General features: G+C 57.1%; 11 protein-coding genes. 4 read left to right on the forward strand and 7 right to left on the reverse strand.

Annotated elements, in window-relative coordinates:
- The first annotated feature begins 145 nt into the window (after positions 1-145).
- Positions 146-808, forward strand: a complete 663-nt coding sequence (locus tag BY447_RS07665; protein WP_033733897.1) for a DedA family protein — start codon at positions 146-148, stop codon at positions 806-808.
- A 30-nt stretch (positions 809-838) separates the two neighbouring features.
- On the opposite strand, the gene BY447_RS07670 is transcribed toward BY447_RS07665, so the two are convergent.
- Positions 839-1,747: an AraC family transcriptional regulator gene (locus BY447_RS07670; protein ID WP_013359043.1), complete on the reverse strand. Its 909-nt coding sequence runs from the start codon at positions 1,745-1,747 to the stop codon at positions 839-841.
- A gap of 203 nt (positions 1,748-1,950) precedes the next feature.
- Between BY447_RS07670 and dkgA the strand changes: the two genes are divergently transcribed.
- Positions 1,951-2,775 (forward strand): 2,5-didehydrogluconate reductase DkgA, encoded by an 825-nt coding sequence (gene dkgA / locus BY447_RS07675; protein WP_013359044.1) that lies wholly within the window; start codon positions 1,951-1,953, stop codon positions 2,773-2,775.
- 91 nt (positions 2,776-2,866) lie between these two features.
- On the opposite strand, the gene ftsP is transcribed toward dkgA, so the two are convergent.
- The 4 genes from ftsP to BY447_RS07695 all read right to left on the reverse strand — a co-directional run bounded on the left by ftsP (position 2,867) and on the right by BY447_RS07695 (position 8,453).
- Positions 2,867-4,297 (reverse strand): cell division protein FtsP, encoded by a 1,431-nt coding sequence (gene ftsP / locus BY447_RS07680; protein WP_110330893.1) that lies wholly within the window; start codon positions 4,295-4,297, stop codon positions 2,867-2,869.
- A gap of 142 nt (positions 4,298-4,439) precedes the next feature.
- Entirely contained in the window at positions 4,440-5,177 is a 738-nt protein-coding gene (locus BY447_RS07685; RefSeq protein ID WP_013359046.1) for a 1-acylglycerol-3-phosphate O-acyltransferase, read from the reverse strand.
- 45 nt (positions 5,178-5,222) lie between these two features.
- Entirely contained in the window at positions 5,223-7,496 is a 2,274-nt protein-coding gene (gene parC, locus BY447_RS07690) for a DNA topoisomerase IV subunit A (RefSeq protein WP_110330894.1), read from the reverse strand.
- 192 nt (positions 7,497-7,688) lie between these two features.
- Complete coding sequence (locus BY447_RS07695; protein WP_110330895.1) at positions 7,689-8,453, reverse strand: transporter substrate-binding domain-containing protein; 765 nt, start codon at positions 8,451-8,453, stop codon at positions 7,689-7,691.
- 167 nt (positions 8,454-8,620) lie between these two features.
- On the opposite strand from BY447_RS07695, the gene BY447_RS07700 reads away from it, so the two are divergent.
- Positions 8,621-9,202, forward strand: coding sequence for an NAD(P)H-dependent oxidoreductase (locus BY447_RS07700; RefSeq protein ID WP_013359049.1), 582 nt, complete (start codon positions 8,621-8,623; stop codon positions 9,200-9,202).
- Positions 9,203-9,250: 48 nt separating this feature from the next.
- Positions 9,251-9,559, forward strand: a complete 309-nt coding sequence (locus tag BY447_RS07705; RefSeq protein WP_110330896.1) for a putative quinol monooxygenase — start codon at positions 9,251-9,253, stop codon at positions 9,557-9,559.
- A gap of 375 nt (positions 9,560-9,934) precedes the next feature.
- On the opposite strand, the gene BY447_RS07710 is transcribed toward BY447_RS07705, so the two are convergent.
- Together BY447_RS07710 and parE are read right to left on the reverse strand one after the other, a co-directional pair.
- Positions 9,935-10,834 (reverse strand): LysR substrate-binding domain-containing protein, encoded by a 900-nt coding sequence (locus BY447_RS07710; RefSeq protein ID WP_110330897.1) that lies wholly within the window; start codon positions 10,832-10,834, stop codon positions 9,935-9,937.
- A gap of 93 nt (positions 10,835-10,927) precedes the next feature.
- Positions 10,928-12,823, reverse strand: a complete 1,896-nt coding sequence (gene parE / locus BY447_RS07715; protein WP_033784060.1) for a DNA topoisomerase IV subunit B — start codon at positions 12,821-12,823, stop codon at positions 10,928-10,930.
- Between the last annotated feature and the right edge of the window lie 23 nt (positions 12,824-12,846).

Raw genomic sequence — 12,846 nt, forward strand, 5'->3', positions numbered from 1 at the left:
AACCACGTAGCGGCGGCCCGGAGAGTTTGCCGGGCACCGGCTCATTTGTTGTTAAAATTTATCCCGCATCGTTCAGCTTACCGGTGAGATTGCCGTGCTGCCTGAACGCAGACGGATTGTTCCTTGTGACGTGATGGAATCGCTAATGGGTGTTTTACACGAGATTGTCCAGGCGCTCTGGCATCAGGATTTTGCCGCGCTGGCAAATCCGGATGTGGTGTGGGTGGTGTACGGCGTGATGTTCCTGACGCTGTTTCTGGAAAATGGTCTGTTGCCCGCCTCTTTCCTGCCGGGCGACAGTCTGCTGCTGCTGGCAGGCGCGATGGTGGCTAAAGGGGTGATGGATTTTGTGCCGACGATGGTGATCCTCACGACCGCCGCCAGCCTCGGCTGCTGGCTGAGCTATCTGCAGGGCCGCTGGCTGGGGAATACCCGACTGGTGAAAAGCTGGCTGATGCATCTGCCGGCACAGTATCACCAGCGCGCCTGGAATATGTTTAACCGTCACGGGCTGATGGCGCTGCTGGTCGGCCGTTTTCTTGCCTTTATCCGCACTATCCTGCCGACCATGGCGGGCATTGCAGGCCTGCAGAATGGCCGCTTTCAGCTGTTTAACTGGCTCAGCGGCGTGCTGTGGGTCGGCATTGTGGTTGCCTTTGGTTATGGCATCAGCCAGGTACCGTTTATCAAGCGTCATGAAGATCAGGTAATGGCGATTCTGATGATACTGCCGATGGTGCTACTGGTGCTTGGCCTGTCCGGCAGCATTGTGGTGATCTGGAAAAAGCGTCGCCAGAAACGCGCCTGACGCGCGTCTGGCTTTCGGATCCGCCGCCACTCAGGCGGACGGATCCGCTACCGTCTGCCTGACACGACTCACCTCTTCCCCCGGCGTCACGCCGAAATAGCGTTTAAACTCTCGCGAAAATTGCGAAGGGCTTTCATAGCCCACCCGCACCGCCGCCGCACTCGCCTTGAGTCCATCGTGCAGCATCAGCAGCCGCGCCTGATGCAGGCGATAGCGCTTGAGATACTGTAACGGCGAGGTCTGCGTCACCGCTTTGAAATTATGGTGAAAGGCTGAGACGCTCATGTTCACTTCCGCGGCCAGCGCATCGACGCTGAGGTTTTCCGCATAGTGATTCTCAATCCGTCGCAGGGCGCGCGCGATGAGGCTGAACTGCGTCTGTCGGCTCACCAGCGAAAGCAGCGCGCCGCCAATCGGGCCGGTCAGCACATAGTAGATAATTTCCCGCACGATATGCGGCCCCAGCACGCGCGCATCGCGCGGCTGGGTCATCACATCCAGCAGTCGCTCCGCGGCGCACAGCATCGGTTCCGTCAGCCAGGCCGAGTGAATACCCGAAGTCTGCGGCTGCGGCTGAAACTGATCGTCGTCGCCAATTTCAATCAGCAGATCCTGCAGGCTGGCGGTATCAACCCTGAGACACAGCCCGGCAATCGGGATCTCCGGCGAGGCCCAGGTTTCGCACTCCACCGGCAGCGGCACGGTCAGCATCAGGTATTTGCTGGCGTCATACTGAAACACGGTGCTGCCGAGATAGCCGGTTTTGCTGCCCTGAAACAGGATGACAATGCCGGGCTGATACATCATCGGCGTACGGGGACGATATTGATTGGCATAAATCAGCGACACATTTTCGACCGGGCAAAGACGGTCGCGACCATGGGTCATTAAGGTGACTACCTGCTGTGCCAGCCGGTGACACAGTGCATCGTGCGCCATAGCGACTCCTTTACGGGCAAAAAGCCAGTGTGCCGTGCTAATGCCTGAACCGCCAGCAGCCTGGAGAATCAGGCAAGAAATTTACCGAATCGGGCAGAAGAGCAGACCCACTGTTGTTGCTGGCGCTGAGCAGGCTGAAAATTGTTGGCTAGACTTAAGCACAGTGAATTCTCACGGGTTAACCGCAACGGAAAGGAGCAACTATGGCAGACCAACCCATTATCAAACTGCGCGATGGCAATATGATGCCGCAACTCGGACTCGGTGTGTGGCAGGCCAGCATCGAAGATGCGCGTCATGCGGTGCTGAAAGCGCTTGAGGTCGGCTATCGCTCAATCGATACCGCCGCCGCCTATAAGAATGAAGAGGCGATTGGCCAGGCTCTGCAGGAAACCGACGTACCGCGCGAAGAGATTTTCGTGACCACCAAACTGTGGAACGACGATCAGCAGAATGTTCAGCAGGCGATGGAAACCAGCCTGGAGAAACTCAAACTGGATCAGGTCGATCTCTATCTGATGCACTGGCCGTGCCCGGAAAAAGACCACTACGTTGATGCCTGGAAGAAGATGATTGAACTGCAGCAGCAGGGGCTGACCAAAAGCATCGGCGTCTGTAACTTCCATGAAGCGCACCTGAAGCGTCTGCTGGATGAAACCGGTGTGACGCCGGTCGTGAACCAGATTGAGCTGCATCCGATGCTACAACAGCGCACGCTGCATGCGTGGAACGCGCTGCACCAGATCCAGACCGAATCCTGGAGTCCGCTGGCCCAGGGCGGCAAAGGGGTCTTCGACCAGGAGATCATCAAGTCGCTGGCGAAGAAATATGGCAAGACCCCGGCGCAGATCGTGATCCGCTGGCATCTGGATAGCGGTCTGGTGGTGATTCCGAAGTCGGTGACGCCAGCGCGTATCGAAGAGAACTTTAAGGTGTTCGACTTCCGTCTGGATAAGCATGAAGTGAGTGATATTGCGAAACTGGACAGCGGCAATCGTCTGGGACCGGATCCGGAAACCTTTAACTGACGTGAAGGTGACCTTAACCACTCCGCCCTGCTGTTGACGGGCAGAGAAGGCTTAACGCGGTCAGGCGTGTTCTTCCCACCTGACCGCGCTGTTATGCCGTGGGCTGCACCACCAGCTGACCCGCCGTACCACGATCGGCCAGTTCCAGGGTCTGACTGTGGTAGACAAACGGGAAGTGATCTGACGAACTTTGCGGGAAGCTGACCATCAGTTCCACGCTGCCATCGACCCACACCGTATCTTTCCAGCCACGATCTTCAGCCATCGGCTGTGCGCCATTCACACTTTTAATCAGGAACATCACGCCCTGAATATGCAGCGACTGCGGCCGATCGGCGTGCAGGATCCAGCGCTCAAAGGTGCCCTGCTGCGCAGTGGTGTCAATGCGGTTCATATCCCAGAGCGCGCCGTTAATGCCCGGCATGCTGTCACCGATGCGGAATTCACGGGTGCGCACCGCCACGCCATCCAGAATCTGGTCGGCCAGCAGCCGCATCGGCAGATTATCCGTCACCAGCGGCAGTAAGCCGGTTGGGCGCAGCGTCAGGATCAGGGTGGAAGTCAGAATAGAAGATGGCTCAAAGAAACCTCGCAGCCGATCCATAATGCCTGCCGCCGTTCCCGCCGTAATCGACACTTCGTCACCCTGCGACATATCCACCAGCACTTCACGACGTTCGCCCGGCGCCAGTGACAGACGCTGCACCGCAACCGGCGCAGGCAGATAGCCCTGATCGCTGGCAATCACCATAAACGGACGATTGTCGCTGAGCACCATCTCATAGCGTCGCGCATTCGAGGCGTTGAGCAGACGCAGGCGCACCCAGCCGCGTGACACCTCAACATAAGGATTGCGTACCCCATTCACCAGCAGCGTATCACCCAGGAAACCACCATCCTGCGGCGGGTCATAGACCGGCGTGGCAAAGTTATCGAGCCGCTTGTCCTGAATGATGATGGGGAAGTCATCGACGCCGTAATGCTTCGGCAGCGGCAGCTGTTTGCCGATGTCATCTTCCACCAGCCACATGCCCGCCAGACCGTTATAGATATGCGGCGCCATGCGGTTTGGGGTATTGGCGTGATACCAGCAGGTTGAGGCTGCCTGACGAATCGGCAGCACCGGCGCCCAGTCGACACCGGCCGACATCATACGTGGCGCGCCACCCATTAACGCACCCGGCAGCTGCAAACCGCTGACGGTCATGGAGACGGACTCATTCAGCCGGTTACTGTAGATCAGCTTAACGTCGTCACCGCTGTAAACCCGGACGGTCGGGCCAAGGTAGAGGCCATTAATGCCCCACACCGGCACTTTGTTATTGTCGCCATTGAATGACCAATGGCTGCGCTGCATCGTCAGAAACAGCGGCTGGCCGCGACGGGATTCCAGCAACGGCGGAACCGGAAGTGGCGTATCGCCATTGGCTGAAGAAGCGGCATGTGCCGCATGAGGGAGTAAACTGGCGCTAAGCGCCGCTCCGGCAGAAAGCTGGATGAACTGACGTCTGCTGAAAGACATAAAACTTCTGACCCTTTACGCGTGGCGCTAAGCGCCGGCCCTGTTTTTATTGATCTGTTTTTGCTGTGCTGCGTTCACGACGAGCCGGAAAAGGCTCGCCGCGCGGCATCCATGCAGGATAGTTCGGCGAATGACTGGCCGGTCAGATTTTTCCGTTTTTTTCGCGTTCTGCGACTTCGGCATTGAGCTCTTCCAGCTTCGCCGCCATCAGTTCGCGACAGTGAGTCGCCAGCTTACGCACCGACGAAGACTCGAATGCTTTTACATCAACCGGCGGCAGCATCTCAACAATGACCAGCCCGTTGTTCCAGCGATTGAGATCGATTTTGCCATGGGTATTGGAGACCACAATCGGAATGATCGGCACGCCCGCCGCCACGGCAGCGTGGAAGGCACCGGTTTTAAACGGCAGCAGGCCACGGCCACGGCTGCGCGTCCCTTCCGGGAACATCCAGATAGAAATGCGCTTGCGGTTAAACTGATCCACCAGCTCACCGATGGTGCCACGCGCTTTCGCCCGGTCATCGCGGTCAATCAGCAGGTTGCCGGTCAGCCAGTAGAGCAGGCCAAAAAACGGCACCCACAGCAGGCTCTTCTTGCCCACGGTGACCGTATAGGGCTGCACCATTTTGGCCGCGGTGACCATGTCGTAGTTGTTCTGATGGTTGGCGATATAGATCGCATTGCCATAATTCTCCGCGCCTTCCGGTCTGCGCAGATCGACTTTAAGACCAAATACCGTCGACAATTTGCCGAACAGATGGCCAAAAGTGGCGACGTGGCGCGGATCGCGTGGTGAAAAAAGACACCAGATACAGCCAAAGATACAGATCAGGATCGAATAAATGATGACGATAATAGCACGCAGAATCAGTAACATAGTTCCCTCATTGAGCCACGGCTGACGCAGGGTCAGCCGGGTTGTTTACGCTTCGCTATCCGGGCTCGCCGGACGCGCAGGCGCATCCAGTTCAACACGATCAATTTTTTGCAGGCCGCGCGGTAACAGCGTGCCGCGACGTCCGCGATCGGCGCGGAATTTCTGCAGCTCTTCACTGCGCAGCAGCATTTTACGCTTGCCCACGTGCAGTGTGATCGCGCTGCCCGGCGGCAGGATCATCAGCCAGGCCAGTTTGTCCTGACCCGCAGCGGCTTCTGCTGACGGAATGGAGATAATTTTGTTGCCTTTGCCTTTCGACATCTGCGGCAGTTCGCCAACCGGGAACATCAGCATGCGTCCCGCCTGGGTAATCGCCAGCAGCATGTCATCTTCATGATGCACCGCCATTGGCGTCATCACGCGGGCATTGTCCGGCAGCGTCAGCAGCGCTTTACCGGCGCGGTTGCGCGATATCAGGTCGCTGAAGGTACAGATAAAGCCGTAGCCCGCATCAGACGCCATCAGCAGGCGCTGGTCATCCGGCTCCATCAGCACCTGTTCTACCACCGCACCCGGCGGTGGCGTCAGCTTGCCGGTCAGCGGCTCGCCCTGTCCGCGCGCGGAAGGCAGCGATGTCGGATCCAGCGTATAACTGCGGCCGGTGGAGTCGATAAAGGCCACCGGCTGATTGCTCTTGCCGCGTGCGGCAGCCAGATAGCTGTCGCCCGCTTTATAGCTCAGTCCGGCGGGATCGATATCGTGGCCTTTGGCGCTGCGCACCCAGCCCATCTGCGACAGCACAATGGTGACCGGTTCAGACGGTACCAGCTCGGTTTCGCTCAGGGCTTTGGCTTCTTCACGCTCACACAGCGGCGAACGACGATCGTCGCCGTAGCTGGCGCTGTCAGCCTGTAACTCTTTTTTCAGCAGGGTATTCATCTTGCGTTCAGACGCCAGCGTCGCCTGCAGCTGATCGCGCTCTTTTTCCAGATCCGCCTGCTCGCCACGGATCTTCATCTCTTCCAGTTTTGCCAGGTGGCGCAACTTCAGTTCGAGGATCGATTCGGCCTGTGTTTCACTGATGCCAAAACGCGACATCAGGACCGGCTTCGGCTCATCCTCAGTACGGATGATATCGATCACTTCATCGATGTTCAGGAATGCAACCAGCAAACCTTCCAGAATATGCAGGCGGCGCAGCACGCGATCCAGTCGGTAGTTCAGACGACGTTTAACCGTGTCGCGGCGGAACACCAGCCATTCGGTCAGGATCTCGTGCAGGTTTTTCACCGCCGGGCGGTTATCCAGGCCGATCATATTGAGGTTAACGCGGTAACTCTTTTCCAGATCGGTGGTGGCGAACAGATGGTTCATCACCTGATCGAGATCGACGCGGTTAGAGCGCGGTACGATCACCAGGCGGGTCGGGTTCTCGTGATCTGATTCATCACGCAGATCCTCCACCATCGGCAGTTTTTTATTGCGCATCTGGTTAGCAATCTGCTCCAGCACGCGCGCGCCTGATACCTGATGCGGCAGCGCGGTGATAACCACCTCGCCCTCTTCTTTCTTCCATACCGCACGCTGGCGGATGGAGCCGCGCCCGGTCTGATAAATTTTGCGGATTTCGTCACGCGGCGTAATGATCTCAGCCTCGGTCGGGTAATCAGGCCCCTGAACAATATCCAGCAGCTGTTCCAGCGTGGTTTTCGGGGCGTCAATCAGCGCAATGGCAGCCTGAGCGACTTCGCGCAGATTGTGCGGCGGAATATCGGTCGCCATACCTACGGCAATACCGGTGGTGCCATTGAGCAGAATATTGGGCAGACGCGCTGGCAGAATTTTCGGCTCCTGCAGCGTGCCGTCAAAATTTGGCTGATATTCTACCGTTCCCTGGCCTAACTCACCTAACAATAGCTCGGCATATTTTGACAGGCGTGATTCGGTGTAACGCATAGCTGCAAACGACTTAGGATCATCCGGCGCACCCCAGTTACCCTGACCGTCGACCAGCGGATAACGATAGGAGAACGGCTGCGCCATCAATACCATTGCTTCATAGCAGGCGCTGTCGCCGTGCGGATGGTATTTACCCAGCACGTCACCCACGGTACGCGCCGATTTTTTAAATTTGGCGCTGGCATTGAGACCCAGTTCCGACATGGCGTAGATAATGCGTCGCTGTACAGGCTTCAGCCCGTCGCCGATATAAGGCAACGCGCGGTCCATGATGACGTACATCGAATATTTTAAATACGCATCTTCGGTAAAGGTATGCAGGGCAAGACGCTCTGCACCATCCTGCGTCAGTTCACTCATGAATTTTTCATCCTCACATCGTGACCCACAACGGCGGGACACCCGGCGGTGGTTTGGCGAGGATAGTACCTTATTCCCTGGTGTTAGTCACAGGGGAAGCACGGGACAAGAGGCGTCCCGCCGCGCGATTTCATGTGCCGGAGGCACGCCGGATTCAGACCGGCAAGTCCCTGACCTCTCTGCGGAAGTGAATCAGGGCTTTGCCCCTATCCACTGGCGGGCAATATCGCGATATTCACCGGTGGCGGTGCTGAGATGCACCCACTGATCGACATAGAGCTTCCAGCTGATGTCGTCACGCGGGATCATGTAAGCCTTCTCGCCATACTGCAGCGGTTTATCAGGATTGATCGCGCACAGCGTCGGGTAATGCTGCTGCTGAAAACGCGCTTCAGAGGCATCGGTGATCATCACATCCGCCTTGTTGTCGACCAGCTGCTGAAAGATGGTGACGTTATCGTGGAACAGCGTCAGCGAGGCTTCTGGCAGATGGCTGTGCACAAAGGCTTCGTTGGTGCCGCCAGCCGGTTCAATCAGCCGCACGTCAGGCCGGTTGAGCTGTTCGATGGTCTGCAAGCGCTCTTTATCACTGCAGCGCACCAGCGGGATTTTGCCATCCACGTCCAGCGGCTGCGCGAACCAGGCGGTCTGCTGGCGCTTCAGCGTGACGGAGACGCCGCCAACGGCGATGTCACACTGCTTTGCCAGAAAGTCTGGCATCAGGTTTTTCCAGCTGGTCTGTACCCACTCCACCTTCGCACCAAGCGACGTCGCCAGCGCGTTCGCCATGCTGATATCCAGCCCTTCATACTGACCATCGGGTCGCAGATAGCTGTAGGGTTTGTAATCGCCGGTGGTGCAGACTTTGAGCGTCTTAGAACTGAGAACGGTGTCGAGATGAGACTGCGCATGGACAGCACCGCTGGCCAGCAGCAAAGCGAGGATTAATTTTTTCATTCTGATTATTTTCTATGATTTTTTATGGTGAGTTTGCCCACCGATGGTGCCATAAACCGGCGTATTGTTGCTGCTACAGCAAAAGTGTTGTGATCAACCTCGCATTTTTCTGCGGCTGCGGCGCGCGTAAGCTGAGCGCCATATTCAGGAAACGAGGCAACCTATTCATGAGCAGGATTTTAATTATCGATGGCGGCAAAACTTTTGCCCACTCTAAAGGCGAACTGAACCACACGCTGACCGATGTTGCGGCCAGCCAGCTGCGTGACATGGGACATGAGGTGTCAGTCACCGTAGCTGACAGCGATTACGTGATCGCCGATGAAGTGCAGAAATATGTCGACAGCGATGTGGTGATTTATCAGATGCCGGGCTGGTGGATGGGCGAGCCCTGGACGGTGAAGCGTTACATCGATGAAGTCTTTACTGAAGGCCACGGTTCGCTCTATGCCAGCGATGGCCGTACCCGTTCCGATGCAGCAAAAAAATATGGTTCCGGCGGTCTGCTGCAGGGCAAAAAATATATGCTGTCGCTCACCTGGAATGCGCCGCTGCAGGCCTTTACCGACCCGGAGCAGTTCTTTGAAGGCGTCGGCGTCGATGGTCTCTATCTGCACTTCCACAAGGCCAACCAGTTCCTGGGAATGGACGCGCTGCCGACCTTTATCTGCAACGACGTGATTAAAGCGCCGGACGTGCCACGCGATATTGCCGCTTATCGGACCCATCTTAGCCGCGTTTTTGCGTAAGATGGTAAGGGGCTATCCCCTATTTTCCCACGAAAGAGGAATTCGCGAATGTTAACAGTCGTTGCTGAAATTTGTGTTAAACCCGGTCGCCGTCAGGCTGTGCTGGATGCAGTGAAAAAGCTGATCCCGCAGGTCTTAGAAGAAGATGGCTGCCATCAGTATGACGCGCTGCTGGATCACCAGGCGCAGGTGCCATGGAAGCAGAACTCGCCAGACTCTATTTTCATGCTGGAGCAGTGGGAAACGCTGCGCCATCTTGAGCAGCATCAGCAGATGCCGCACATGGATGCGCATCGCGCCATCATTAAAGATGATGTGATGGATGTGAAGATTCTGGTGCTGGAACCGAGTGCCTGATTATTGCTGAAGCCTTAACGCCGGTTGTGTAGCTGGGGTTAAGGCTGGTGATGAAGTCTCAGCGGGGTGCCTCTGGCAGCAATAAATTAGCTCAAAGCGCAGGGAACACGGTCAGAAGAGGAAAGCGTCCCGCGCCAGGGACAAAAACGCCGGGAGCGTTTTTGAACAACGCAAAGCGTTGGCCCGACAAGGGCGCACCTCAGGGATGAGGTGCGTAATCGCGCGGGTAGAGCGACCAGGGACTGGCTTGAGCGTCTTTCCGATCTGTCCATATTCCCTGAGCAGGCACAATCAGAAAGCAAAACCGGCCAGACTTTGTCACCCTCCTCAAACCTTTGTTCTGTGACAGAGGTTTTTTGTTTCTGACAGACCGGTTTAAAGCATCTGACGCCGATCAATCTCGGTGCGGAGAAAATCGAGAAAGCAGCTGATACGCGACGAGAGCGTGGTATTACGGTAATAAACCGCATGCACCGGCAACCGCAAATCGCGGGTTTCCGCGGTAAGAACCGGCACCAGTCGGCCAGCGGCACAATCTTCCCGGCTGACAAAGTCGGAGAGCCGTGCGATACCCTGTCCTGCCAGCGCCAGCTGCCGGATGGTTTCACCGCTGGAGGCTGCGAGTGTCGGCTTAACGCGCATAAAATCACCATCGGGCTGCCAGATCGGCCAGACGTTGAGGGTATCAGGATAGCTGAAGCCGATGGTCTGATGCTGCGCGAGATCGGCAACGCTCTGTGGCGTGCCCGCTTTCGTCAGATAGGCCGGACTGGCCATCAGCCGGATTGCACTACTGCCAAGCAGCCGGGAGCGCAGCGTGGAGTCGCGCAATTCCCCGATACGAATGGCAATGTCGGTCTGCTGCTCCAGCAGATCAATCATAATATCGTCGGTATTCAGCTCAAGCTGGATCAGCGGATAGCGGGCGCGAAAATCGTCCACCAGCGGCACAATCACATGCAGCATAAAGGGCGTCGCAGCGTTCACCCGCAGCCGTCCTGACGGCATCTCGCGCCGCAGCGCAATCTGCTCTTCCGCCTGCTCAACCGAGGCCAGGATCTGGCGCGCATGCTCCAGAAAGACCTGTCCCTCTTCGGTCAGTGCCAGCCGTCGGGTAGTCCGATGCAAAAGGGTGGTCTGCAGCTTACTCTCCAGCCGCGACAGCGCCCGGCTGATGCCCGAACTGGTCTGCGCCAGCTGCGATGCCGCCGCCGTAATGGAACCGCTGTCCACCACCGCCACCCAGGCGCGTAGCTCTTCCAGGGTAATTTTCACAAGGGTTACTGTCTCTGTTCTGAATCTGCCGGGTTCTCTGAGGATGTGCGGGCTGAAGCACAAAGAGAACAGGACGCTTTCGCGTCCTGTTTTTTACACTTCAATATCGGCCAAATCGCCTTTTTCCTGCAACCAGTTACGCCGGTCTTCGGAACGTTTTTTCGCGAGCAGCATATCCATCATGCGCAGCGTCTGGTCAACATCCTCTTCACTGATCGTCAGCTGGACCAGACGGCGGGTATTCGGATCCAGCGTCGTTTCACGCAGCTGTAACGGGTTCATCTCGCCCAGCCCTTTAAAGCGCTGAACGTTCGGTTTGCCCTTTTTGCGTTTCAGCTGCTCCAGCACGCCCTCTTTCTCATCTTCGTCCAGCGCGTAGTAGACCTCTTTGCCGAGATCGATGCGGTAGAGCGGCGGCATCGCAACGTAGACGTGACCATTTCTGACCAGTGAACGGAAATGTTTCACGAACAGCGCACAGAGTAGCGTAGCAATGTGCAGACCATCGGAGTCCGCATCCGCCAGAATGCAGATCTTGCCATAGCGCAGCTGCGACAGATCTTCGCTGTCAGGATCGATGCCGATCGCCACGGAAATATCATGCACTTCCTGCGACGCCAGCACCTCATCGGAAGAGACTTCCCAGGTGTTCAGGATCTTGCCTTTCAGCGGCATAATCGCCTGATATTCACGATCGCGCGCCTGTTTGGCCGAGCCACCTGCCGAGTCCCCTTCGACCAGGAACAGTTCTGTTTTATTCAGATCCTGCGCGGTGCAGTCCGCCAGCTTGCCCGGCAGAGCCGGTCCGCTGGTGAGCTTTTTACGCACCACTTTTTTGGCTGCCCGCATACGCCGCTGGGCGCTGGAGATCGCCAGCTCAGCCAGCATTTCCGCCGTCTGAATATTCTGGTTCAGCCACAGGCTGAAGGCATCTTTTACGACGCCAGAGACAAAGGCAGCACACTGACGGGAAGAGAGACGCTCTTTGGTCTGTCCGGCGAATTGCGGATCCTGCATCTTCACCGACAGCACATAGGCGCAGCGATCCCAGATATCTTCCGCTGAGAGCTTCACGCCACGCGGCAAAATGTTGCGGTATTCGCAGAATTCACGCATCGCATCCAGCAGCCCCTGACGCAGGCCGTTGACGTGCGTCCCGCCCTGCATGGTCGGGATCAGGTTAACGTAGCTTTCCGTTAACAGCTCGCCGCCTTCCGGCAGCCACAACAGCGCCCAGTCCACCGCTTCCACATCACCCGCAAAGCTGCCGACAAAAGGTTTTTCCGGCAGCGTCGGCAGGCCATTCACCGCTTCACACAGGTAGTCGGTCAGGCCATCTTCGTAACACCAGCGCTGTTCGGTATTGTTCAGCTTGTCTTTGAAGACAATCTCAACGCCAGGGCAGAGCACCGCTTTGGCTTTCAGCAGATGGGAAAGACGCGATACCGAGAAGCGCGGGCTGTCGAAGAAGCTTTCATCGGGCCAGAAATGGACGCGCGTGCCGGTGTTGCGTTTCGCCACCGTGCCGGTGACGGTAAGATCCTGCACTTTGTCGCCATTTTCAAACGCCATGTCATAGATTTCGCCATTACGGCGCACCGTGACTTCGACACGTTTTGACAGGGCGTTAACCACAGAAATGCCGACGCCGTGCAGGCCGCCCGAGAACTGATAGTTTTTGTTGGAGAACTTGCCGCCCGCATGCAGACGACACAGGATCAGCTCGACGGCGGGCACGCCCTCTTCCGGGTGGATGTCCACCGGCATGCCGCGACCATCATCAATCACTTCCAGCGACTGATCAGCGTGCAGAATCACTTCAACCCGCTTCGCATGGCCGCCCAGCGCCTCATCGACGCTGTTATCAATCACTTCCTGACCCAAATGGTTGGGACGCGTCGTATCGGTGTACATGCCCGGACGACGGCGAACAGGCTCAAGGCCAGTCAGGACCTCAATAGCATCCGCGTTATAGTTAGATTGACTCATCGTAAATGTCTGATTAGAAGGGT

The sequence above is a fragment of the Pantoea sp. JKS000250 genome, from assembly GCF_003201065.1.
In the GTDB taxonomy this organism is placed as follows: domain Bacteria; phylum Pseudomonadota; class Gammaproteobacteria; order Enterobacterales; family Enterobacteriaceae; genus Pantoea; species Pantoea vagans.

What these genes read in the sequence shown, in the direction of transcription:
- parE (WP_033784060.1), bottom strand. Translation starts at nt 12,823, where the DNA reads ATGAGTCAATCTAACTATAACGCGGATGCTATTGAGGTCCTGACTGGC.
- BY447_RS07705 (WP_110330896.1), top strand. Translation starts at nt 9,251, where the DNA reads ATGTTAACAGTCGTTGCTGAAATTTGTGTTAAACCCGGTCGCCGTCAG.
- ftsP (WP_110330893.1), bottom strand. Translation starts at nt 4,297, where the DNA reads ATGTCTTTCAGCAGACGTCAGTTCATCCAGCTTTCTGCCGGAGCGGCG.
- BY447_RS07670 (WP_013359043.1), bottom strand. Translation starts at nt 1,747, where the DNA reads ATGGCGCACGATGCACTGTGTCACCGGCTGGCACAGCAGGTAGTCACC.
- BY447_RS07665 (WP_033733897.1), top strand. Translation starts at nt 146, where the DNA reads ATGGGTGTTTTACACGAGATTGTCCAGGCGCTCTGGCATCAGGATTTT.
- BY447_RS07685 (WP_013359046.1), bottom strand. Translation starts at nt 5,177, where the DNA reads ATGTTACTGATTCTGCGTGCTATTATCGTCATCATTTATTCGATCCTG.
- dkgA (WP_013359044.1), top strand. Translation starts at nt 1,951, where the DNA reads ATGGCAGACCAACCCATTATCAAACTGCGCGATGGCAATATGATGCCG.
- parC (WP_110330894.1), bottom strand. Translation starts at nt 7,496, where the DNA reads ATGAGTGAACTGACGCAGGATGGTGCAGAGCGTCTTGCCCTGCATACC.
- BY447_RS07695 (WP_110330895.1), bottom strand. Translation starts at nt 8,453, where the DNA reads ATGAAAAAATTAATCCTCGCTTTGCTGCTGGCCAGCGGTGCTGTCCAT.
- BY447_RS07700 (WP_013359049.1), top strand. Translation starts at nt 8,621, where the DNA reads ATGAGCAGGATTTTAATTATCGATGGCGGCAAAACTTTTGCCCACTCT.